We start from the raw sequence: 22,941 nt of genomic DNA on the forward strand, positions 1-22,941 counted from the left end.
GGCCCTCGCTCCGCTCGGTGCGCTCGCTCATGCCGACTGCTCCAGGATCTCCGTGGCCGGGTTGTAGTAGTCCCCCTCATGCCGCGCCACCCCGGAAAGACCCTTCCCCCGATCCGCCGGCCGCTTCATGATCCCGAACGTGCCCTCCGCGATCGCCGCCAACAACGACTGATCCCCGATCCGCTCCAACAACTCCACCGCCTCACCCAACACCCGCCGCGCCCGCTGCTGGATGAACCCACCCGACGCCGGCACGAAATCCTCGTGCAACCCACCCGCCGCACCCAACACGTACCGCACGTTCTGCAACGCGATGTCCCGGTCCGACAACCACGGCGTCACCACCGCCTCCGTCATCATCCCCACCAGCAGAATCCCCTGCCCCGTCATCGCCCCCACCAGGTTGAAGAACCCGTCGAGCAGATTCCCCCGGAACACGTCCCCCGTCATGTGCTTCGTCGGCGGCATCCACTTCAACGGCGCATCCGGAAACAACTCCCGCGCCAACAACGCGTGCGCCAACTCCAACCGCAACGACTCCGGCACATCCGGATTGATCTCGAACGCGTGCCCCAACCCCAACTGCCAGTCCGCCAACCCCGCCTCGTGCGCGAAAAACTCGTTCAACAACTGCGACACCGTCACCGTGTGCGCCTCGTCCACCGCGTCCGCAGTGGTCAGATAGTTGTCCTCACCCGTGTTGATGATGATCCCCGCCCGCGCATGCACCTGCCGCGAAAACCGCTGGTCCACGAACGTCCGAATCGGATTGATGTCCCGGAACAGAATCCCGTACATCGAATCGTTCAACATCATGTCCAGCCGCTCCAGGCCCGCCAACGTCGCCATCTCCGGCATACACAGACCCGACGCATAGTTCGTCAACCGTACATACCGGCCCAACTCCCGCGACGACTCGTCCAACGCCGCCCGCATCAACCGGAAGTTCTCCTGCGTCGCGTACGTCCCCGCGAACCCCTCCCGCGTCGCCCCCTCCGGCACATAGTCCAACAACGACTGCCCCGTCGACCGGATCACCGCAATCACATCCGCACCCGCCCGCGCCGCCGCCTGCGCCTGCGGAATGTCCTCATAGATGTCACCCGTCGCCACGATCAGATAGATCCACGGCCGCCGCGGCGGATCCCCGAACCGCCTCACCAGACGATCCCGCTCCGCCCGCCGCCGATCGATCCGCCGGATCCCCGCCGCCACCGCCCTACGCGACCCCCGCCGCGCCGCCGTCGCCGCCCGCCCCGACGGCACCTCGAACCGCACCGACCCCGCCGCCGCCTTCTGCGCCAGCAACGTCACATCCGACACGCCCTCCCGCGCCAACGCGTCGAACACCGGCACCGCCACCCCATGCCCCAACCCCACATCGGCAACCACCGCATCCACGAGCCGGTTCACCCACGGAATCCCGTCCGGATCCGCACCGGACACCCCCGCGAGCCGCAACACCGCCCGCTCCACCGACACCGTCGTGTGGCTACGCGCCAGATCCACCACCGGCTGCCCGGCCCGACGCGCCAACTCCCGCGCCCGCCCCACCAGCGCCGGATCCAACCCAAGCTTGCCCGTCACGACACGCCTTCCTCGAAAATCACGTCACCCCGCAACACCGTCGCCCGGCACACCGGCAACGGCGTCGGATCATCCGCACCCCGCAACTCCGGGTCCTCCGCCTGCAACACCGGCAACCCCCGCTCCACCCCCGCCGGGGTGTCCCACACCGCGAACGTCGCCGGCGCCCCCAACGCCAACACACCCTCGTTGTCCAGACGCACCGCCCGCCACCCACCCCGGGTATGCGCCGCGAACGCCGCCCGCACACTCATCCGCTGCACCGGATTGTGATGCGCCGCCGCCGCCCGCACCGAACCCCACGGATCCAACGGCGTCACCGGCGAATCAGAACCGAAAGCCAACGCCACCCCCACCGAATGCATCGCACCCATCGGATTCGACTCCAACGACCGCGACAACCCCAACCGCGCCTCGTACATCCGCCCCGCACCACCCCACAACCGATCGAACGCCGGCTGCATCGACGCCACGATCCCGAACTCCACAAAACCCGCGATCAACCGCCGACCCATCAACTCCGCGTGCTCCACCCGATGCCGCCCCGCCCGCAACCGCTCCACCCCCACCCGCTCCGCCGCCCCCGCGAACCCCGCCAACACCGTCCCGATCGCCGCATCACCGATCGCGTGGAACCCGCCCTGCACCCCGTGCGCCACACAATCCAACACGTGATCACGCACCTGCTCCGCCGACACGTACCCGTGCCCACACGCCCCCGGCTCCCCGTCCAGATACGCCACCGACACATGCGCCGTCCGCGACCCCAACGCCCCGTCCGCGAACAGGTCACCACCCGCACCGACCGCACCCAACTCCCGCGCCTTCGCCGCGCCCAGCAGCTCACCCCAATACCCGTACACCTCCGGCACACCCCGCCCGGAAATCGCCAGCAACCCCGTGAAGTCCTCCTCATCGGAGATGTCCGGGCCACCGCACTCGTGCACCGCGGCGATCCCCAACGACGCCGCGTGCTCCAAAGCCCGCCGCTGCGCCGCCACCCGCTGCCCCCGCGTCACCGACGCGAACGCCGCCGCCCGCACCACATGATGCGCGTCCCGCCGCAACCACCCCGACCCGTCATACCCGGCCGCCGACACCACCTCCGGGCACGCCGCCAACAACGCCGCCGACACCAACGCCGAATGAATCGACGCCTGCGACAGATACACCCGCCGCCCACCAGCCGCCCGCCCCAACGCCACCGCATCCGGCAACACCCGCTCCGCCCAGGTCGACTCGTCCCACCCGTGCCCCAACACCACCGCGTCACCCGGCAACCCCGCCGAAAACACCGACACCGCGTCCAACAACTGCCCCGCCGACCGCACCCCCGACAGATCCAGCCCCGACAACGCCAACCCCGTGTCCGTCGCATGCACGTGCGCATCCACGAACGCCGGCGTCACCAACGCCCCCGCCAGATCCACCACCCGGTCCGCGCCCGGCGCCTCCGCGTCCACCCCCAACCAGGCGATCCGCCCGTCACGCACCAACAACGCCGTCGCACGCGGATCCGCCGGACAGTGCAGCACTCCACCGCGGTACAAGATCGAGGGACTAGTCATGACGTCAGTCTGCCGCCAACCGGGCCTCGAACAGGCCACGCACCCCAGGCTCCGACCGCAACAACCCCAACGCCAACTCCGCATGCCCCGGCACGTACCCGTTGCCCACCAGCATCGTCACGTCCGCCGCCAACCCCTCCGCCCCCAACGCCGCCGCCGCGAAACTCGTCGCCATCGAGAAAAAGATCACCGTCCCGCCGTCCCCCGTGGCCAACACCGCCCCATGCTCACAACCCGGCACGTCCACGCACACCACCGTCACGTCCGCCGGCACCCCCAACGCCGCCGTCACCGCCGTCGACAACCCCACCGGATCCCGCGCATCGGCCAACACCACCTCCGTCGCCAGACCCGCCGCCACCAACGCATCCCGCTCCGCCACCACCGGCACCACCCCGACCGTACGAGCCGCACCCGCCCGCCGCGCCGCAGCCAACGACAACGACCCGCTCTTGCCCGCCCCACCGATCACCGCCACACACACCGGCCGGGCATCACCCACCCGCTCCCGCCGCGCCACCTCATCGGCCACCACCCGCGCCGTCAACGCCGGCGCCCCACACACGTCCAACACCGCAAGCGACAACTCCGGATGCAGATCCGCCGGCAACACCGCCGCGATCGACCGCGCGAACAGGATCGCGTACCCGTCACACGGCACCTGCTCGCTGCGCCCGTCCCACCGGGCCAACCCGTCGGTGATCGCCAACGGCGTCAACGTCAACGACACCAACGTCGCCACCCGATCACCCACCCGCAGCCCCAACGGCGACCGCCGGCCCACCTCCTCCACCGTGCCGATGAGCATCCCGCCCGACCCCGTCACCGGGTTCTGCATCTTCCCCCGCGCCGCGACGATCTCCAGCACCTCCGCGCGGACCTTCTCCCCGTCCCCGCCGTGCTTCTGCCACAACTGCCGGAAGCTCGCCGCGTCCAGGTTCAACCGCTCCACCCGGATCCGCACCTCGTTCGGCGCGATCCGCGCGCCGGCGTCCAACCGCCACGCCGCCTGCGGCAGCACCCCCGCCGGTTCGACAACACGGTGCAGACCCACCGGTGACGCCACGCCGACCTCCCCTGTCCAGCCGCCCGAAGCCCCGCCCAGGACTCGCATCACGGGAAAACTTACGGCAGACTAATTTCTTCGCCGGATAATTTCCAGTAGCGTACGGGCCGCCGACCGTCCGCACCACACACCGAGGAGGGGCCGTGACCCAGACCCAACCGGTTGAGACCATCCCTCAGCCCCGTCACGCCCCGGTCGCCGCACCGACCGCCGGGCAGCCCTACGAATACCGCCGCAGCCCCCTGGTCGAACCCGACTGGACCCGCTTCCCCGGCTGGCGCCACGTCACCCGAGACCAGTGGGAAAGCGCCCAGTGGCAGCGCGTCAACTGCGTCAAGAACATCAAGCAGCTGCACGCCGTCCTCGGCGACACCGTCGACGAGTCCTTCTACGCCGACCTGGAGGCCGACCAGAAGACCCTGGCCACCATGTCCATGCTCGTGCCGCCCCAAATGATCAACACCATGGCGCCGCACGCGCCGCTGACCACCGCCGCGCTCCTCGCCGACCCGATCCGCCGCTACATGATCCCCGTCGCCTCCGACCGGCGCACCGACTGGCCCTCCCACCCGTACGCCAGCCGCGACTCCCTGCACGAGCACGACATGTGGGTCGCCGAGGGCCTCACCCACCGCTACCCGACGAAGGTCCTCGCCGAACTGCTCTCCACCTGCCCCCAGTACTGCGGGCACTGCACCCGGATGGACCTCGTCGGCAACTCCACCCCCGCCGTCGACAAGCTCAAGCTCACCCTCAAGCCCGTCGACCGGTACGACGCCCACATCACCTACCTCAGGGCCCACCCGGGCGTACGCGACGTGGTCGTCTCCGGCGGCGACGTGGCCAACGTGCCGTGGCGCAACCTCGAGTCGTACCTGATGCGGCTGCTGGAGATCGAAACCATCCGCGACGTCCGGCTCGCCACCAAGGCCCTCATGGGCCTGCCCCAGCACTGGCTCCAGCCCGACGTCGTCGAGGGCCTGGAACGGGTCGCCCGCACCGCCGCCCGCCGCGGCGTCAACCTGGCCATCCACACCCACGTCAACCACGCCCAGTCGATCACCCCGCTGGTCGCGAAGGCAGCCCAGACCGCCCTCGACGTCGGCGTACGCGACGTGCGCAACCAGGGCGTGCTCATGCGCGGCGTCAACGCCACCGCCCCCGACCTGCTCGACCTCTGTTTCGCGCTCCAGGGCGAGGCGGGCATCCTGCCGTACTACTTCTACATGTGCGACATGATCCCCAACGCCGAACACTGGCGGGTCCCGGTCTGGCACGCCCAGCAGCTCCAGCACGACATCATGGGCTACCTGCCCGGCTACGCCACCCCGCGGATCGTCTGCGACGTGCCGTTCGTCGGCAAGCGCTGGGTGCACATGCTCACCGACTACGACCGCGAGCGCGGCATCTCCTACTGGACGAAGAACTACCGCACCTCCATCGAGTCGGCCGACCTGGAGGCGCTCAACAAGCGCTACGCCTACTACGACCCGATCGACACCCTGCCCGCTGCCGGCCAGCAGTGGTGGCACGACCACCGCGACGACTGAGCCATACCCGCTCGACCCATGGCCCCGGCGTATGCCGGGGCCATGGTTTTTGGTTTGGGCGTGGCGCGCCACGCCCTCTATAGCGTCCTAGGACACTAGGGTCACGGTCCCCGAGCCGGAGCGGACCAGCGCTGGCGGCGGTGCCGCACCCCTCTCGGCCCGCATCGGCAGGCCGCCGGAACCCGCGCTGCGGGAAACCTTCAACCCCCGGAGGCTGATTGAAGGGTATCGACATCGATGGGCGTGACCGGATAGCGTGCCGTCATCCCTGACCACCGACCGGGCGGACCACCGTCCGCCGCCGTGAGGAGTGCCGTGGCCACGTCACCCGTCGCCCGCCTGCGCCGCCGAGGGCTCCTCGGCTTCCCCGCCCTCGTCGCCGCCGCTCTCACCGTCGTCCTGCGCCCCGCACCCGCCCGGGCCGAGGCGCGCGCCGAGTGCCTCGCCGACCTGATCGAGCAGTCCTGATGGCCACCGTCGGCTGGCTCGCCGACGTCCTGCGCGCCGCCGGCGTCCAGGTCGTCGAGGGAGGCGACTGGCGCAACCGGATGCGCCCCGGCGACTTCGACCCCATCGGCGTGCTGTGGCACCACACCGCCTCCACCTCCAGCGCCACCAACCCCCACCCCGCCCTGGGCATCTGCATCAACGGCCGCTCCGACCTGCCCGGGCCCCTCTGCCAGGCCCTCGTCGACTACCACGGCGTGTTCCACCTCATCTCCGCCGGCCGCGCCAACCACGCCGGCGCCAGCGGTGGCAGCGGCCCCATCCCCGCCGGCGACGGCAACGCCCTCATGATCGGCTGGGAGATCGACTACAACGGCGTCAGCCAGGAGATGACCCCCGCCCAGTACGAGGCGTCGCTGCGCGCCACCGTCGCCGTGCTCACCCGCCTCGGCCGGGACGCCAGCTACGCCCGCGGCCACCGCGAGACCAGCACCACCGGCAAGATCGACCCGTCCTTCATCGACCTGGACGTCATGCGCGCCGGTGCCGCCGCCCGGATGGGCGGCGGCACCGCCTGGAGCACGATCGTCGACAACGCCACCTCCGGCCGCTTCACCGCCAGCGCCAACTGGCGCGTCTCCACCTACTCCGGCCAGCGCTACGGCGCCGACTACCGCTACGCCGACCCCGTCGCCTCCAGCGACGTCGCCTGGTACCGGGTCAACGTCCCCGCCACCGGCACCTACCGCGTCGACGCCTGGTGGCCGGCCAACGCCGGATACAACAACGCCACCCCGTACCTCGTGGCCACCACCACCGGCAACAAGACCGTCTACGCCGACCAGCGCGCCACCGGCGGCCAGTGGCGCGCCCTCGGCACGTTCACCCTTCCCGCCGGCGACGCCAACCGGGTCGGCGTGAGCCGGTGGACCACCGGCACCGGCCTCGTCATCGCCGACGCGATCCGCCTCACCCGGGTTTCCTAGCCCACGCTCCTCCCCCGACGGCGGGGGGCGGCACCGACGACGGCGGCCCCGGAGGAGACTCCCTCCGGGGCCGCCGCGCGGTCGGGTCACTTGGTGAACGCGTCCCGCACGTCCCGGCCGGCGTCCTTGACGTGCTCGCCCGCCTGACGGGCCCGCGCGTCGCTCTGCTCGGTGGCGCCCTCGGCCCGCATGCGCTCGTTGTCGGTCATGTCGCCGACGCGCTCCTTGGCAGCGCCGGCCAGCTCCTGGGCCTTGTTCTTCGCCTTGTCGGTGAAGCTCATGTCGACTCCCTCTGCTGCGGCGTTACGGGGCCTCGCTGCCCCTGACCGTACGCATGCCCGGGGCGTGGGCAGGGGAAACCTGGGGGCGGACGCGCGTCACGGCGCGTACGGCGTCCTAGGAGGCTAGGTGTGAACGGGAGGCGGGGGCCTGGTTGACTGGGCGGATGGGAGAGATCGTCCTCGTCCGCCACGGCGAGACCGAGTGGAGCGCCAGCCGCCGACACACCTCGTACACCGACCTGGAGCTCACCGCCGACGGCGAGCGGGAGGCCCGCGCGCTCGCCGCGCTCCTGGCCGACCGGCGGTTCGCCCTGGTCCTGGCCAGCCCGCGCCGCCGGGCGCTGCGCACCGCCGAGCTGGCCGGGCTCGCCGTCGGGGCGGTCGACGAGGACCTGGCCGAGTGGAACTACGGCCGGTACGAGGGCGTCACCACCGCCGACATCCACACCGAGCGCCCGGGGTGGAACATCTGGACCGACGGCTGCCCCGCCGGGGAGTCCCCCGCCGAGGTGGGCGCGCGGCTCGACCGGGTGCTGGCCCGCGCCGCCGCCGCGCTCGCCGACGGCGACGTCGCCCTGGTCGGCCACGCGCACAGCCTGCGGGTGCTGGGCGCCCGGTGGATCGGCCTGCCGCCGTCGGGCGGCGGGCTGCTGCGGCTGGACACCGCCACGGTCAGCGTCCTCGGCCACGAGCACGGCCGGCCGGTCATCCGGCGGTGGAACCAGCCGCCTCCCCCGCCGTCCGGGACCGCGCCCGGGCCGACATCTCCCCGCCACTGATCTTCGGCGGCCGGTTCTCGTACGGGGTGGACAGGACCACGGTGGTGCGGGTGGTGACGTTCGCGGCCGTGCGGATCTCCTGGAGCAGCCGCTCCAGGTCCGCCGGCGAGGCCACCCGCACCAGCAGCAGGTAGAAGTCCTCCCCGGCCACCGAGTAGCAGGAGTCGATCTCGGGCAGGTGGGCCAGCCGCTCCGGGGCGTCGTCGGGCTGGGACGGGTCGAACGGCCGGATCGCCACGAACGCGCTCAGCGGCAGGTCCACCGCCTCGAAGGAGACCCGGGCGGCGTACCCCCGGATCACCCCGCGCTGCTCCAGCCGGCGGACCCGCTGGTGCACGGCGGACACCGACAGGCCCACCTTCTCCGCCAGATCCGTGTACGACAGCCGCCCGTCGGCGGTCAGCGCCGCGACGATGGCCCGGTCGATCTCCTCCACGGCGTGCAACCTACCGGTAAAAGCGCTCCCACGCGACGACGCCCCCGTCCCGCGTGACGCTCGGTGCGCCTCGGGTGACCTTGCGCGTCGGGCCTCAGTCCCACTGGTCCTGATTGAGGAAGCGGGCGAAGCCGCGCCAGGAGTTCGGGCCCATCACCCCGTCGACCGGGCCCGTGTAGCCCCAGCCGGAGGCGAGCCGTTGGACGGCCTTCCAGGTGTTGACCCCGGGCACGCCGTCGATCGGGCCCGTGTAGCCGTAGCCGCGCATGGCCCGCTGCAGGGCGGCGTAGGTGTTCACGCCGGGCACGCCGTCGATCGGGCCGGTGTAGCCCGACGTGATCCGCAGCCAGTTCTGCATCCGCTTGTAGCAGACGGGGCCCGGGATGCCGTCCTGCTCGGTCGTCGTCTTGGGCAGGCCGCCGCCCGGGTGCTGGCCGACGTAGGTCAGCGGGTTGATCCGCACCCCGCTCGGGTCGATCATGTGCCAGTGCAGGTGCGGGCCGGTGGAGCTGCCGGAGCCGGGGGCGCCGACGGCGCCCCCGGAGCGCCCCACGACCGTCCCGGCGGCGACGGCGGTGCCGTCGGCCAGCAGGAACTGCGACAGGTGCATGTACTGGCTGCGGTAGCCGTCGGCGTGGCGGATGGTCACGGTGTGCCCGCCCGTGCCGTTGTTTGGGATGTTCTGGATCGTCCCGGCGCCGCAGGCCGGCAGGTTCGTGCCGACGCCCATCCCGAAGTCGATGCCGCCCAGCGAACCTCTGCTGAGGTGGTCCTGCCAGCTGCCGGTGATCGGGTAGCCGGCGAACGGGTTGTAGATGGCGGGCGCCGCGTGGGCCATCCCCGGCAGGCCGACGACGCCGACGGTGAGGGCGCCGGTGGTCAGCGCCGCGCCCCGCAGCAGCGTACGGCGGCTGAGCCCGGCCTGGGGCGGCGCGGACGGGCCGCCGCAGCAGCCGGACGCGTTCTCGTGATCCATGCGCGGGCCTCCGTGCGGTCGTCGGCTGACCATGGCAAGCAGAGGCTAGCCCCAGGATAGCCGGAGATCAATCGTTGCCATCGGGGTCGCGGCGGCGCGGGCGTCGGCCCGCGCCGCGGACGGGCCGCTCAGCCCCTGGCCAGGGCGCGGGAGATCACCAGGCGCTGGATCTGGTTGGTGCCCTCGACGATCTGGAGCACCTTCGCCTCCCGCAGGTAGCGCTCGACGGGATGGTCGGCGACGTAGCCGGCCCCGCCGAGCACCTGCACCGCGTCGATGGCCACCCGCATCGCGACGTCCGTGGCGAACAGCTTCGCCTTCGCCGCCTCGATCGAGTACGGCCGGCCGGCGTCGCGCAGCCGCGCGGCGGCCAGCATGAGCGCGCGGGCGGCGGAGATCTGGGTGGCGTGGTCGGCCAGGTTGAACCCGAGGCCCTGGAAGTCGACGATCGCCCGGCCGAACTGCCGGCGCTCGCGGGCGTAGCCGACCGCGTGGTCGAGGGCGGCCTGGGCCAGGCCGACGGCGCAGGCGGCGATGCCGAGGCGGCCGGAGTCCAGGGCGGACATGGCGATGGTGAAGCCGGCGCCCTCCCCGCCGATGAGGCGGTCGGCGGGGACGCGGGCGTCGTCGAAGGCGACCTGCGCCACCGGGGAGGCGTGCAGGCCCATGGTCCGCTCGGCGGCCTGCGGGACGATGCCGGGGGTGCCGCGGTCGGCGAGCAGGCAGGAGATGCCCTTCGGGCCGGGCCCGCCGGTGCGGCAGAAGATGTTGTAGAAGTCGGCCACCTGCGCGTGGGTGATCCACGCCTTCGTGCCGGTCACCACGTACGCCTCGCCGTCGCGCACGGCCCTCGTGGTCAGCGCCGCCGCGTCCGAGCCGCCCTGCGGCTCCGACAGGCAGTACGCGCCGAGCAGCTCGCCGCCGATCAGGTCGGGCAGCAGCTCGCGCTGGGCGTCCGTGCCGAACTGCGCCAGCGGGTAGCAGGACAGGGTGTGCACGCTGACCGCCTCGGCGACGGCGAGCCAGCGGCTGGCGAGCACCTCCAGCACCTGCAGGTACACCTCGTACGGCTGGGCGGCCCCGCCGTGTTCCTCGGCGTAGGGCAGGCCGAGCAGGCCGGCGCGGCCGAGGGTGCGCAGCACCTCCCGGGGGAACTCGGCGCGGGACTCGAACCCGGCGGCGCGGGGGGCGAGCTCCCGGTCGGCGAGGTCGGTGGCGAGGTCGAGCAGGTCGTGGGCCTCGTCGGTGGGCAGGATCCGGTCGACGGTCATGGCGCGCTGAGCTCCGTGGGGGTGGTGTTGAGCCGGGGTCACGCCGCCCGTCGTGCGGGCGGCGTCGGGTGCCGATGGCGGGGTTCCGCCGCCGGTTCCCGCCCTGTGAGCTTAACGGTCGTTTGGCCGTCCGGGGGAGGCGGCACCGCCGACGCCGGGCCGCCGAGCCGGGCGACGGTGTCGCGCCGAACGCGCCCGGCGCGGGCGACGACGTCGATAGCCTGGACCCACGCCGGCACGGCGGGCGACGGACGGGAGGCGGCGCGGATGGCGGGCGGTGAGCGGGACCGCGGGGCGCGGCGTCGGCGCGGGCTGTTGTGGGCCGGCATCCTCGCCGTCGCCGGGCTGGTGCTGCTGGCGGTGGGCCTCACCGTCGCCAACGGGGCCCTCGCGTGGCTGGAGGCGGCCGTGGCCCTCGTCCTGCTGGTGGCGAGCTACGCCGTGCAGCGCCTCGCCCGCCGGGAAACGGTCTACCGGCACGACGGGCCGCGCTGACCGCCGCGCCGCACCCCGGATCGTCGGACGCCTGTGCCAGGCTGTCCGGCGTGGCACACCGACCCCCGATCCTGCTGATCGACGCTCCCAGCCTCTACTTCCGGGCCTACTTCGGCGTCCCCGAGTCCGCCGCGCGGGCCGCCGACGGCAGCCCCGTCAACGCGGTGCGCGGCTTCCTCGACATGCTCGCCACGCTGGTGCGCACCCGCCGCCCCGACCGGATGGTCTGCGCCCTGGACCACGACTGGCGTCCCGACTGGCGGGTGGCGCTCCTGCCGTCGTACAAGGCGCACCGGGTGGCCCCGGAGGGGGGCGAGGAGGTGCCCGACACCCTCGGCCCACAGGTGCCGGTGATCCTGGACGTGCTGGCCGCGATCGGGATCACGGCGATCGGCGCCACCGGCTACGAGGCCGACGACGTGCTGGGCACGCTGTCGGTGACCCAGCCCGCGCCGGCCGAGGTGGTCTCCGGCGACCGGGACCTGTTCCAGCTCGTCGACGACGCGCGCGGGGTGCGGCTGCTCTACGTCGGGCGGGGCGTGGCGAAGCTGGAGGACTGCGACGACGCGGCGGTGCGCGCCCGCTACGGGGTGCCCGCCGACCGGTACGCCGACTTCGCGGCCCTGCGCGGCGACCCGAGCGACGGGCTGCCCGGGGTGCCGGGCGTCGGCGAGAAGACCGCGGCCCGGCTGGTCGACCGGTACGGCGGCGTCGCCGGCATCCTCGCCGCGCTCGACGACCCGGGCTCCGGGTTCGCCCCCGGCCTGCGGGCCCGGCTCGACGCCGCCCGCGGCTACCTGGCCGTCGCGCCGACGGTGGTGCGGGTGGCGCTGGACGTGCCGCTGCCGGAGCTGCCCACGGCGCTGCCGCAGGCCCCGGCCGACCCGGACCGGCTGCTGGAGCTGGCCGAGCGCTGGAACCTGGCCGGCTCCTGCCGCCGCCTCGTCGACGCCCTCGCCACCCGCGACTGACCGTGCCAGGCTCGCCACCCGCGACTGCGGGGCCGACCCGCGCCCGGTGAGCGTGCCGGACGGGTCCGGCGCGGCCGGCGTTCAGCCCGGCCGCGGGGTCAGCGCGGTGGGTCGGCGCGGCGCGCCGGGAACGTGCTGCCGGGGCGGGCCAGGGTGCCGCGGGCGCGCAGCCCGACCGGGTCCGGGGCCGGCTGCGGGTCCACCACGGCCGACCCGGCCGGGTCGGCCCGGCGGGCGTCGAGGTAGGCCGCGCCGGCCCGGTCCTCCTCGGTCGGCGCGGCGAGCAGGGCGTAGACCAGCCCGACCACGACGAGGACCACCGCGAGGACGATGGGCACCAGCAGGGTGCTGAAGCCCGCGCCGCTGATCTCGCCCTGCTGCTCGTGCAGGTGCACCGACAGGGCGCTCATGCCGGTGAAGTGCATGCCGTTGACGGCGACGCCCATCACCAGCGCAGACGCGACGACGGCCAGGACGCGGCGCACGGTGACGGCCAGCCACAGCGCCACGGTCGCCGCGACCACGGCGATCGCCACCGACAGGGCGACCCGGACGCCGTCGTAGCCCAGGGAGCCGCCGAGCCGCATCGCCGCCATCCCGGTGTAGTGCATGGCCACGACCCCGGTCCCGGTCAGCACGCCCCCGACGCCGATGCGCAGCGCGGAGACCCGGCCGGTGCCGACGATGGCCAGGCCGATGCCGACCGCGACCACGGCGATGAGGGCGCTGACCACGGTGATCGGCACGTCGTAGCGGATCCGGGTGCCCTCGACGGCGAAGCCGAGCATCGCCATGAAGTGCATGCTCCAGATCGCGGTGCCGCCGATCGCCCAGGCGGCGAGGACGCCCCACCACACGCGCTGGCCGGCGGTGCCGGCGGCCCGGATGCGGCTCGCGCAGACCAGACCGAGGAACGAGCCCAGCACCGACAGCGCGTAGCTGAGCGCCGGGGTGATCCAGCCGTACTCAAAGTGATTGATCTCCGCCACGGCGTTGTCTCCCCACCCGGTTACCGACGCGTCAACGAGGCGCCGGGGACATGATCGGGGACGCTCTGAGCTGCCGCAACAGCGGCCCCCCGGCCACTTCGGAGGGTGCTGCCGCGGTGACGGTCCGACGCACGGGACTCGCGCCGGAATCACGCAGAGTGAACCTCAGGCGGTGGCGTGGTAGGCGAGGACGCCCCGGTTGACGGCGGCGATGGCCTGCCGGGCGGTGGCGCGCAGCTCCGTGGAGGCGCCGCCGGAGTCGGCGAGCTGACCGAGCAGGTCGACGACCTGCCGGGCCCAGCGGACGAAGTCGCCGGCCGGCATCTCGCCGTCGAACTGGTGCCCGCTGGCGAGCACCTTGGCCAGTGCCTCGCCACGGGCCCAACGGTAGATCGGCCAGGCGAAGCCGAGGTCGGGCTCGCGGGTGACGGCGAGACCCCGGGCGGCCTCGTCGGCCTCGATGCCGCTCCACAGGCGCAGCGTCTCGTCCACCGCCTCCGCGACGGGGCCGCGCGGCAGCGACGCCCGCTCGTCGACGTCGCGGCGGGCCTCGAACACGACCACCGACACGGCGGCGGCCAGCTCCGCCGGGGAGAGCCCGTCCCAGACGCCCCGGCGCAGGCACTCGGCGACCAGCAGGTCGGCCTCGGTCCAGATCCGGCCGAGCATCCGCCCGGCGTCGGTGACGGCGCCGTCGCTCGACAGGTAGCCGCGCGCGGTGAGCAGCGCGACGATCCGGTCGAAGGTGCGGGCCAGGGAGCCGGTACGACCGGCGACCCGCTGGCGCAGCTCCTCGGTGTCGCGTTCGAGGCGGCGGCGGCGCTCGGCCCAGCGGGCGTGCTCCTCCCGGTCGGGGCAGGCGTGGCAGGGGTGCCGGCGCAGCTCGGCGCGGAGCTGGCTGAGCGCGTGGTCCTCGCCCGCGCCCTGCCGGGAACGACCGCCGCGCCGGCCGCCGTGCCGGTCCAGGCCGGTGCCGCTGACCTCGGCGGCGAGGTCGCGGCGGGCCGCCGGGGAACGGTGGTTGAAGTGCTTGGGCACCCGGATGCGGGCCAGCACCTCGGCCGGGGTGGTGAAGTCGCCGGGGCTGACCCGCCCGGCCCACCGGTCCTGGGTGAGCACGAGCGGGCGGGGCTCGCCGAACCCGCCGGTGGCCGGGTCGAGCACCACCGCGAGGCCGGCGCGCCGCCCGGACGGCACCCGGATCACGTCGCCGACGCGCAGCCGCTCCAGCGACGCCACCGCGGCGGCCTTGCGCTGGTGCTGTCCCTGCCGGGCGATGGCGCGCTCCCGGTCGGCGATGGCCACCCGCAGGGCGAAGTATTCGTCGAAGTCGCCGTGGTGGCAGGCGGCCTCCGCGCCGTACGCGTCGATGGTCTCGGTGTTGCGCTGCACCTGCCGGGCCAGGCCGACCACCGACCGGTCGGCCTGGAACTGCGCGAACGACGATTCCAGCAACGCGCGGGCCGGCTCCGCGCCGACCGTGCCGACCAGGTTGACGGCCATGTTGTACGACGGGCGGAAGCTGGAGCGCAGCGGGTAGGTGCGGGTGGAGGCCAGGCCCGCCACGTGCCGGGGGTCGGTCTCGGGCGACCAGACCACGACGGCGTGCCCCTCGACGTCGATGCCGCGGCGGCCGGCGCGGCCGGTGAGCTGGGTGTATTCCCCCGGGGTGAGGTCGACGTGCGCCTCGCCGTTGAACTTCACGAGGCGTTCGAGGACGACGCAGCGGGCCGGCATGTTGATGCCCAGCGCGAGGGTCTCGGTGGCGAAGACCGCCTTGACCAGGCCCCGGACGAACAGCTCCTCGACGACCTCCTTGAACACCGGCAGCATGCCGGCGTGGTGGGCGGCCAGGCCGCGCTCCAGGCCGTCGAGCCACTCCCAGTAGCCGAGCACCGTCAGGTCCTCGCCGGGGATGGCGGTGACCCGGGACTCGACGACCCGGCGGATCTCGGCGCGCTCCTCCGGGGAGGTGAGCCGCAGGCCGGCGGCGAGGCACTGCTGCACGGCGGCGGCGCAGCCGGCGCGGCTGAAGATGAACAGGATCGCCGGCAGCAGCCCCTCCCGGTCGAGCCGGTCCACGATGTCCGGGCGCAGCGGGCCCCGCCAGCGCGGCCCGCGCCGGCCGCCGCCCGGCCCGGCGCTGCGCCCCTCCCCCAGCTCCAGGCGGCGCATCGTCTCCCGGGTGTAGCGCAGCAGCTCCGGGTGCACGTCGTGCTTGCGCGCCGCGTCGGCGTCGTGGAACAGGTCGAACATCCGCTTGCCGACGAGCATGTGCTGCCACAGCGGCACCGGCCGGTGCTCGCTGACCACCACGGCGGTCTCGCCGCGCACGGTGACCAGCCAGTCGGCGAACTCCTCGGCGTTGGAGACGGTCGCCGACAGCGAGACCAGGGTCACCGAGGCGGGCAGGTGGATGATCACCTCTTCCCAGACCCCGCCACGGAACCGGTCGGCCAGGTAGTGCACCTCGTCCATGACCACGTAGGCCAGGCCCTCGAGGGTGGCCGAGCCGGCGTAGAGCATGTTGCGCAGCACCTCGGTGGTCATCACGACCACCGGGGCGTCGCCGTTGATCGCGTTGTCGCCGGTGAGCAGGCCGACGTGCTCGACGCCGTAGCGGTCGACCAGGTCGTGGTACTTCTGGTTGGACAGCGCCTTGATCGGCGTGGTGTAGAAGCACTTGCGCCGGGTGGGCGGCGGGCCGTCGCCGTCGGCCGCCGCCGGCTGCGCGGGCGCGCCGCGCAGGGCCAGGTGTACGGCGAACTCGCCGACCACGGTCTTTCCCGCGCCGGTGGGGGCGCAGACCAGCACGCCGCTGCCCCGTTCCAGGGCCTGGCACGCCTCCCGCTGGAAGTCGTCGAGATCGAACCCCAGGTCAAGGGTGAACTCGTCCAGCGCCGGGAACTGTGAGGCCTGCGCGGCCCGGCGGCGCGCCGCGGCGTACCGCTCGGCGGGGCTCGACATGTCACCAAGATTAGTGCGTGCCTCCGACGGCCACCGCCTCAAGGCCGTCCGACAGGGGGGTCGGGGGCGGTCGGTAGGGTGCACGGCGTGCCGGATCATGCCGAACCGACCCAGTCGACCCCACCGAGCGCCGACGCCGCCGCGGGCGCCCGGGCGTCCCGTCGGCCCGTCGAGGCGGTCCTGTTCGACTTCCACGGCACCCTCGCCCAGGTGGAGGAGCCCCACGACTGGGTGCTCGCCGCCGCGCGGGCGTGCGGGGTGAGCCTGGAGCGGATGCGGGCCACGGCGCTGGCCGACCGGCTGCTCACCGCCGGCCGGGCCGGCGGCCCGCTGCCGGCGCGGGTGCCGCCGGCGCTGGCCGAGCTGTGGTCCGAGCGGGACCTCTACCCGCACGCGCACCGGGGCGCGTACACGGGGCTGGCGGCGACCGTGGACGCCGGGATCGACGGCTTCGCCGACGCGCTGTACGAGCGGGTGCTGGTGGCCGAGGGCTGGGTGCCCTACCCGGACACCGCGCCGACCCTCGCGGCGCTGCGGTCGGCGGGGGTGAAGGTGGCGGTGGTGAGCAACATCGGCTTCGACATCCGGCCGTTCTTCGCCGCGTGGGGCCTCGACGCCCTGGTGGACGCGTTCGTCCTGTCGTACGAGGTGGGGCGCTGCAAGCCGGACCCGGCGATCTTCTGGCGGGCCTGCGGGATGCTCGGGGTGGACGCGGAACGGGCGCTGATGGTGGGCGACACGGCGGCGGACGCCGGGGCGGTGCGGGCCGGCTGCGCGGTGCTGGTGCTGCCCGAGGCCGACCCGGGCCGGCCCAACGGGCTGGGCGCCGTGCTCGACCTGGCCCTGCGCGGCTGATCCCGGGCGTCCGGCCCGGCGCCTCCCCTATTCGGCGGCCCGCCGGCCGTCTCCTTTCCGTCGAATAAAACGGCCGAGAAGGCTCGAATTACCCCTGCCGGCGACGGGGCGGGGACCGGGGCGTGACATATTGCTCGACGTCGTTGGATAATGTCCGCCGCGATGAGCCGTCGCGGGTCGCGTCCAGGTGCCCCGACGCCCAACCGAAGGGGACAATTCCGTGAAGCGGGACCACTCACCCGTGCTGCCGGGCGACGGCGACACCGACTACGCGCGTTACATGCGCGTCAATGAGCTGCTCGACCTGCAGCGACACCCGGAGCAGGTGATCTGCCGCGACGAGTTGCTCTTCCAGGTGGTGCACCAGTCGACCGAGCTGTGGCTCAAGCTCGCGGCGTCCGAGCTGCGCGAGGCCGCCGCCCGGCTCGACGCCGGCGAGCCGGGCGCGGCCGAGCTGCTGCTGGCCCGGGCGGCGCTGGGCATCCGGCTGGTCACCGACCAGTTGGAGATGTTCCGCCACCTGTCCCCGGCGGACTTCCAGGCGATGCAGCCGGCGCTCGGCAACGGATCCGGTGCCGAATCGCCTGGGTGGCGGCAGGTGCAGGCCGCCAGCCGGCGGCTCGGTCGCGCCTTCGCCGACCATCTCGCCGCCGTCGGCGTCGAGGTGTCCGCGCTGCCGGGCACCGACGCCGCCGACCCGCTGCACCGGCTGGCCGAGGCCATGGTGGAGTGGGACGAGCGGGTCGCGACCTGGCGGGTGCGGCACTACCAGGTTGCCCTGCGCGTCGGCGGCCACGGCCCGGCGGGCACCCCGGGCAGCCCGGCGACGATGCTCGCCCGGCTGATCGACCACCGGTTCTTCCCCGAGCTGTGGCAGCTACGGGCGGGCGTCGCCGGTGCCGCCCAGCGCGCCTGACCGGCCGCCGCAGAAATCGTCGGTTCCTCACCGTCCGTATTTAACACGACCGTAATGTTGAGGTGCCGTTCGTGCGTGAGCTGACGTCTTGGCGATCCGGCCTATCCGATCCCGGTGACTTTCCCTACTCTGCGGTGCTCGACGAGTTCCAGCGGGTCGGTAAACACTTTGTCGAAAAGGAACTGCTCGCACTTCTCGACGAGATACGGGCGCGCGTCGTCGCGCCGCCGGGGCGCGACGACGCCGGGGATGCGGGACCGACCCGGTTGCTGAGCGAATTCCTCGACGTCGCGCTCGACAAGTGGGACGGCCGGTACGACTACCGCAGCTACCTGGCGCTGCCCCTGCTCCGGCTGCCCTGCACGGCGGACGACGCCGTGACCGGCCCGGAGGCCGACCCGGAGGGCGCCCGCCACGCCTCCGACCGGCTCCTGGTGCGGCTGGTCGCCGACGCCCTGGCCTTCGAGCTGGCCGCCGCCTCCGGGGCCACCACCCTGCTTCCCGAGCAGCGCCCCGGCCCCGGGACGGTCGCGAAGCGCCTGCGGCTCGGCGTCCGGGCCGTGCTGCCCGCGCTGTCCCGGCTGGACCCGGCGCGGACGGTCGACGAACGGGAGCCGGCCGCCGCGGCGGCGGCCCTGCACGCCCTCGCCGCCGCCGACGCCACCGGCGACGAGGAGCGCCGGCTGCGGCTGAGCATGCTGCCGGTGTACCGGTCGCACGACGAGTACCTGTTCGTCCGGGTGCTCCAGGCGTACGAGTGCGTCTTCGCCGGGCTCACCGACGAGCTGCGCGGCACGGTCGCCGCCCTCGACGCCGGGCGCGCGGGCACGGCGGCCGACCGGCTGGCGTACGCCCGTGACCGGCTCGCCGCCGCCGGACCGCTGTTCTCGCTGCTGGCCACCATGCAGCCGGAGTCCTTCCGGACTTTCCGGGAGTACACCGAGGGGGCCAGCGCCATCCAGTCCCGCTCCTACAAGGTGATGGAGGCGCTGTGCCGTACCCCCGAGGGGTCGCGGCTGGACTCGGCGGCCTACCGCTCGGTGCCGGAGGTGCGCGAGTGGGTGCTCGCCGGGCACCCGTCGGTCGACGCCGCCTACCGGGCGGCGGCCCGCGTCGGCCGGCTCACCGGGGCCGACCGCGCCCGGGTCGAGCGGGAGATGCGCGCCTTCGCCGACGCGGTGCTCGGGTGGCGGCGCACCCACTACCGGCTGGCGACCCGGATGCTCGGCGTGCGCCCCGGCACCGGATACACGGAGGGCACCCCCTACCTGGCGGCCGTCCGCGCCATCCCCGTCTTCACCGCCGCCGGCCACGACCCGTGCCCGGCGTCACCGCCGACGACCACCGGAGGCTGTCCCGAGTGAGCCCGCCCGATGCGCCACCGGCCGCCGTCGAGGCACGGTGCCTCGACGCGGGCGCGCAGGCCGCCCTGCGCGCCGAGTTCCCGCTGCTGCGCACCTGCGTCTACCTGAACAACAACTCCACCGGCGCGGTCCCCGAGGGCGCGCACCGGGTGCTGGCCGACTACGGGGAGACCCTGCGCGGCTGGCGCGACGACGTGTGGCAGGGCTGGCACGTCGGCCTCGACCGGTACGCCGACTCGGTGGCCGCGCTCATCGGCGCGCCCGCGGGCAGCGTGGTCACCGACGCGAACCTGAGCACCCTGCTGGCCCGGATCGCCTCCTGCTTCGACTACCGCCCGCCCCGCGACCGGGTCGTCACCACCGACCTGGAGTTCCCGACCGTGCCGTTCGTGTGGAACGCGTTCGGCCGCTACGGGGCGCGCGCCGACGTGGTCGCCACCGGCGGCGTCCGGTTCGACCAGGACGCCCTGGAAGCGCGCATCGACGAGCGGACGCTGCTGGTGTGCGTGCCGCACGCCAGCTTCGCCTCCGGCGACACCCTCGACCTGCCCCGGCTCGTCGCCCGCGCCCACGACGCCGGCGCCCTGGTGATCGTCGACGCCTTCCAGACCGTCGGGGTGCTGCCGCTGGACGTGACCGCGCTGGGCGTGGACGTCGTCCTCGGCGGCGCGCACAAGTGGCTGTGCGGCGTCGGCACCGCCTTCTGCTACGTCCGGCCCGACCTGACGCCCCGGCTGGAGCCGGCGGCGACCGGCTGGCAGGCCGGCGACGCCGCGCTGACGTTCCGGCCGTCGACCGGCTGGGCGTCCGGCGCGCAGCGGTTCGCCGGCGGCACGCCGTTCCCGCTCACCTCCCTGATGTCCCAGGTGGGCCTGGACCTGCTGGCCGGGGTCGGCGTGCCCGCGATCCGGCGGCACTCCCTGGCCTGCACCGGGCGGATCGTCGAGCGGGCCGCCGCCGCCGGGATCGCGGTGGTCAGCCCGACCGAGCCGCACCGCCGCGGCGGCGTCGTCTGCCTCGACGTGCCCGACGGGGAGGCGGTCAAGCGGCGGCTCGCCGCGCGCGACGTGATCTGCAGCTGGCGCGGCTGGCTGCGGGTCGGCCCGCACGTCTACAACACCCTGGAGGAGATCGACGTGTTCATGGATGCCCTGGAAGAGGAGGTTCGCCGGTGAACGTCACCCTGTCGCCGCGGGCGCTGATGAGCCTGCTCGCCAACGGGCCGAAGGCGATGGACGTGCTGGAGACCGCCCTCACCCTGGGCCTGCTCGACGCGCTGGAGCCCGGTCCCGCCCGCCTGGGCGACCTCGCCGAACGGTTCGGGTTCCGGCCGCTGCGGCTGTACAAGTTCCTGGACTGCCTGGAGAGCCTCGGCGTCGTCACCCGCGAGGAACCCGACGACGACATCGCCGCCGCCCGCTACCGGGCCGAGCCGGGGCTGCGCGACGCCGTGGCGGCGGTCGTCGGGCCGGACGCCGTCGAGCGGGACCGGGACCGCTACCCGTGGCGGGTGCTGCACGGCCGGCTGGCCGAGAGCCTGCGCGGCGAGGTCAGCATGACCGACGAGGACTTCGCGTGGCCGCCGCGCACCGACGAGCAGACCGCCGCGTTCGAGCGCAGCATGGCCGTCGGGCTCGGCCCGGTGCTGGAGACGCTGCACCGGCACGCCGACCGGCTCTGGGCGGACCGCCGCCGCCTCCTCGACGTCGGCGGCGGCGACGGCACCCTCGCCGCCCGCGTGCTCGACGACGCCCCGCATTTGCGGGCCGACGTCTACAACCTGCCGGCGGTGGCGCCCCTGGTGGCGGACACCCGGCAGCGCTGCGGGCACCCGGACCGGCTGGGCTTCGTCGGCGGGGACTTCTTCGCCGAGCCGCTGCCGACCGGCTACGACGCGCTGGCGTTCGTGCGGGTGCTGCACGACTGGCCCAACGACGTCGCCCGCCGGCTGGTCGAGGCGGCGTACCGGGCGCTCGAACCGGGCGGGCTGCTGCTCATCGGCGAGGAGTTCCGCACCCCGGACCGGCTGGCGATGCAGTTCTTCTGGAGCTACTTCCTGATCGGCGTCGACACCTGCGTCAGCCGGCTGCGGGAGGTCGAGTTCTACACGGGCCTGCTCAAGGAGATCGGCTTCGAACGGGTGGCGGTGCTGCCCGGCGGCTGGGAGCTGGTCACCGCGTACAAGCCGCACACGGCGGGCTGACCGGGGGCCGGGCGGGCCCCGTGCCCGCCCGGCCCCGGTGACGCGTCAGGCCCGCCGGCCCACCACGGCGCCGTTGGCGCCCGGCGCGTCGAACGACAGCCGCTCGATGTCGACGAAGCCCGCGTCGGCGAGCCACGCCGCGTACTCGGCGCCGGAGTAGTTCTTGCCGCCCTCGGTCTCGACCAGCATGTTCATGCCCATCAGGGCCGCCTCCGGCGGGCCGGCGCGGTCGTCGTCGAGCAGCAGCTCGCAGATGACCACCGCGCCGCCGGGCGGCAGCGCGGCGTGGCACTTGGCCAGCAGCGCCCGGTTGGTCGGCTCGTCCCAGTCGTGCAGGATCATGCTGAGCAGGACGACGTCGTGCCCGTCGGGCAGCGTCGGGTCGGCGAGGAAGTCGCCCGCGACCGTGCCGATCCGGCCGGTCAGCCCCTCCGCCGCGATCCGCTCCTGCGCCTTGGCGCACACGTGGGGCAGGTCGAGGATCGTCGCCCGCAGCTGCGGCAGCCGCCGGCAGAGCTCGATCGGGAACGCCCCGGCCCCGCCGCCGACGTCGAGCAGCCGGGCGTGCGCCCCGAAGTCGTACGTGTCGGCCAGCGCGCGGGCGGTGAAGCTGGAGGTGGAGAACATGGCGTCCCAGAACTGCGCCACCATCTCCGGGTCGACGGTGTCGAACAGCGACTGCTGCGTCTGCGGGTCCCAGGTCAGCGGTCGGTTGGTGCGCAGCGCGTCGGCGATGCGGTGCCACGGCAGGTAGGTGCGCAGGTCGGAGTAGCGCACCTGCGCGCCGAAGTAGTAGGGCCGCCCCTCCACCAGGAACTGCTCGGCGAGCTCGGTGTTGCGGTAGCCGTCGCCGGCCCGCTCCAGCAGGCCGAGGGACGCGCTCGCGGCCAGCAGCAGGTCGGCGGGGCGCTCGTCGAGCCCGAACTCGGCGGCGGCCTCGGCGACGGTGATCGTCCGGCCGCCCGCGAGGCGGGTGAACAGCCCGAACTCGACGCCGACGGCGAGGGTCTTGAACCCCCAGACGCCGGCCACGAGGCGCATGAGGGGAGAGGGATTGATCATGAAGGCATGAGATCACAGGCCCTTCCGAAACCCACTGTAGACACTCCGGCCTGGCCGGGCTGACCCGGGCCGCAGCCGTCGAGCTGGGCGCCCGGGCCGCCGCGCGCGGCGGCGCGCCGGGGAACCCGAACCCGCCCCCCTGACCACGCGCCACCGATCCGTCACCGTGGGT

The 22,941-nt window shown here is 73.7% G+C and carries 21 protein-coding genes; 11 read left to right on the plus strand and 10 right to left on the minus strand.

Features of this window, described 5'->3' with window-relative positions:
• Positions 1-27: 27 nt before the first annotated feature.
• Genes ACFYWL_RS15945 through ACFYWL_RS15955 form a run of 3 tightly spaced genes read right to left on the minus strand, consistent with a single transcriptional unit; the run spans position 28 to position 4,209 of the window.
• On the minus strand, positions 28-1,587 hold the full coding sequence (locus ACFYWL_RS15945; RefSeq protein WP_386972867.1) for a lysine 5,6-aminomutase subunit alpha: 1,560 nt from the start codon (positions 1,585-1,587) through the stop codon (positions 28-30).
• Positions 1,584-3,155, minus strand: coding sequence for an amidohydrolase (locus ACFYWL_RS15950; protein WP_386972870.1), 1,572 nt, complete (start codon positions 3,153-3,155; stop codon positions 1,584-1,586). The genes ACFYWL_RS15945 and ACFYWL_RS15950 overlap by 4 nt, the downstream gene beginning before the upstream one ends.
• Positions 3,156-3,159: 4 nt before the next feature.
• The gene (locus tag ACFYWL_RS15955; RefSeq protein WP_386973240.1) at positions 3,160-4,209 is read right to left on the minus strand and encodes a zinc-binding alcohol dehydrogenase; all 1,050 of its coding nucleotides are present in this window, start codon (positions 4,207-4,209) and stop codon (positions 3,160-3,162) included.
• A 155-nt stretch (positions 4,210-4,364) separates the two neighbouring features.
• Here ACFYWL_RS15955 and ACFYWL_RS15960 point away from each other — a divergent pair, with 155 nt between their 5' ends.
• The 3 genes from ACFYWL_RS15960 (at position 4,365) to ACFYWL_RS15970 (ending at position 7,204) form a co-directional block, all read left to right on the plus strand.
• Positions 4,365-5,771 (plus strand): KamA family radical SAM protein, encoded by a 1,407-nt coding sequence (locus tag ACFYWL_RS15960; protein ID WP_386972872.1) that lies wholly within the window; start codon positions 4,365-4,367, stop codon positions 5,769-5,771.
• 315 nt (positions 5,772-6,086) lie between these two features.
• Entirely contained in the window at positions 6,087-6,239 is a 153-nt protein-coding gene (locus tag ACFYWL_RS15965; protein WP_386972875.1) for a hypothetical protein, read from the plus strand.
• Entirely contained in the window at positions 6,239-7,204 is a 966-nt protein-coding gene (locus ACFYWL_RS15970) for an N-acetylmuramoyl-L-alanine amidase (RefSeq protein WP_386972878.1), read from the plus strand. The genes ACFYWL_RS15965 and ACFYWL_RS15970 overlap by 1 nt, the downstream gene beginning before the upstream one ends.
• 86 nt (positions 7,205-7,290) lie before the next feature.
• Here ACFYWL_RS15970 and ACFYWL_RS15975 read toward each other — a convergent pair whose 3' ends face one another.
• On the minus strand, positions 7,291-7,485 hold the full coding sequence (locus ACFYWL_RS15975) for a CsbD family protein (RefSeq protein ID WP_386972880.1): 195 nt from the start codon (positions 7,483-7,485) through the stop codon (positions 7,291-7,293).
• A gap of 164 nt (positions 7,486-7,649) precedes the next feature.
• Between ACFYWL_RS15975 and ACFYWL_RS15980 the strand changes: the two genes are divergently transcribed.
• Complete coding sequence (locus ACFYWL_RS15980) at positions 7,650-8,264, plus strand: histidine phosphatase family protein (protein WP_386972882.1); 615 nt, start codon at positions 7,650-7,652, stop codon at positions 8,262-8,264.
• On the opposite strand, the gene ACFYWL_RS15985 is transcribed toward ACFYWL_RS15980, so the two are convergent.
• The 3 genes from ACFYWL_RS15985 to ACFYWL_RS15995 all read right to left on the minus strand — a co-directional run bounded on the left by ACFYWL_RS15985 (position 8,191) and on the right by ACFYWL_RS15995 (position 10,947).
• Positions 8,191-8,700: an Lrp/AsnC family transcriptional regulator gene (locus ACFYWL_RS15985; RefSeq protein ID WP_386972885.1), complete on the minus strand. Its 510-nt coding sequence runs from the start codon at positions 8,698-8,700 to the stop codon at positions 8,191-8,193. The genes ACFYWL_RS15980 and ACFYWL_RS15985 overlap by 74 nt on opposite strands.
• Before the next feature lie 94 nt (positions 8,701-8,794).
• Entirely contained in the window at positions 8,795-9,676 is an 882-nt protein-coding gene (locus ACFYWL_RS15990) for a peptidoglycan DD-metalloendopeptidase family protein (protein WP_386972888.1), read from the minus strand.
• 128 nt (positions 9,677-9,804) lie between these two features.
• Positions 9,805-10,947 (minus strand): acyl-CoA dehydrogenase family protein, encoded by a 1,143-nt coding sequence (locus ACFYWL_RS15995; RefSeq protein WP_386972890.1) that lies wholly within the window; start codon positions 10,945-10,947, stop codon positions 9,805-9,807.
• Between the two features lie 267 nt (positions 10,948-11,214).
• Between ACFYWL_RS15995 and ACFYWL_RS16000 the strand changes: the two genes are divergently transcribed.
• Positions 11,215-11,442 (plus strand): hypothetical protein, encoded by a 228-nt coding sequence (locus ACFYWL_RS16000; RefSeq protein WP_386972892.1) that lies wholly within the window; start codon positions 11,215-11,217, stop codon positions 11,440-11,442.
• Between the two features lie 50 nt (positions 11,443-11,492).
• Complete coding sequence (locus ACFYWL_RS16005) at positions 11,493-12,413, plus strand: 5'-3' exonuclease H3TH domain-containing protein (protein WP_386972894.1); 921 nt, start codon at positions 11,493-11,495, stop codon at positions 12,411-12,413.
• Positions 12,414-12,511: 98 nt separating this feature from the next.
• Here the strand turns inward: ACFYWL_RS16005 and ACFYWL_RS16010 are convergent, their stop codons facing one another.
• Together ACFYWL_RS16010 and ACFYWL_RS16015 are read right to left on the minus strand one after the other, a co-directional pair.
• On the minus strand, positions 12,512-13,402 hold the full coding sequence (locus tag ACFYWL_RS16010; protein WP_386972897.1) for an MHYT domain-containing protein: 891 nt from the start codon (positions 13,400-13,402) through the stop codon (positions 12,512-12,514).
• Positions 13,403-13,567: 165 nt separating this feature from the next.
• Positions 13,568-16,369, minus strand: a complete 2,802-nt coding sequence (locus tag ACFYWL_RS16015) for a DEAD/DEAH box helicase (protein WP_386972900.1) — start codon at positions 16,367-16,369, stop codon at positions 13,568-13,570.
• Between the two features lie 180 nt (positions 16,370-16,549).
• Between ACFYWL_RS16015 and ACFYWL_RS16020 the strand changes: the two genes are divergently transcribed.
• The 5 genes from ACFYWL_RS16020 to ACFYWL_RS16040 all read left to right on the plus strand — a co-directional run bounded on the left by ACFYWL_RS16020 (position 16,550) and on the right by ACFYWL_RS16040 (position 21,707).
• The gene (locus ACFYWL_RS16020; RefSeq protein ID WP_386973242.1) at positions 16,550-17,224 is read left to right on the plus strand and encodes an HAD family hydrolase; all 675 of its coding nucleotides are present in this window, start codon (positions 16,550-16,552) and stop codon (positions 17,222-17,224) included.
• 220 nt (positions 17,225-17,444) lie between these two features.
• The gene (locus tag ACFYWL_RS16025; RefSeq protein ID WP_386972902.1) at positions 17,445-18,140 is read left to right on the plus strand and encodes a tryptophan 2,3-dioxygenase family protein; all 696 of its coding nucleotides are present in this window, start codon (positions 17,445-17,447) and stop codon (positions 18,138-18,140) included.
• A 62-nt stretch (positions 18,141-18,202) separates the two neighbouring features.
• Positions 18,203-19,504 carry a tryptophan 2,3-dioxygenase family protein gene (locus tag ACFYWL_RS16030; protein WP_386972905.1) on the plus strand — a complete coding sequence of 434 codons (1,302 nt, stop codon included), beginning with the start codon at positions 18,203-18,205 and terminating at the stop codon, positions 19,502-19,504.
• The gene (locus tag ACFYWL_RS16035) at positions 19,501-20,679 is read left to right on the plus strand and encodes an aminotransferase class V-fold PLP-dependent enzyme (protein WP_386972908.1); all 1,179 of its coding nucleotides are present in this window, start codon (positions 19,501-19,503) and stop codon (positions 20,677-20,679) included. The genes ACFYWL_RS16030 and ACFYWL_RS16035 overlap by 4 nt, the downstream gene beginning before the upstream one ends.
• Positions 20,676-21,707, plus strand: coding sequence for a methyltransferase (locus ACFYWL_RS16040; protein ID WP_386972911.1), 1,032 nt, complete (start codon positions 20,676-20,678; stop codon positions 21,705-21,707). Before ACFYWL_RS16035 ends, ACFYWL_RS16040 begins: the two co-directional genes overlap by 4 nt.
• A 45-nt stretch (positions 21,708-21,752) precedes the next feature.
• On the opposite strand, the gene ACFYWL_RS16045 is transcribed toward ACFYWL_RS16040, so the two are convergent.
• Entirely contained in the window at positions 21,753-22,769 is a 1,017-nt protein-coding gene (locus tag ACFYWL_RS16045) for a methyltransferase (protein WP_386972913.1), read from the minus strand.
• Between the last annotated feature and the right edge of the window lie 172 nt (positions 22,770-22,941).

This window comes from Micromonospora sp. NPDC002575 (assembly GCF_042889525.1).
Classification (GTDB): Bacteria; Actinomycetota; Actinomycetes; order Mycobacteriales; family Micromonosporaceae; genus Micromonospora; species Micromonospora carbonacea.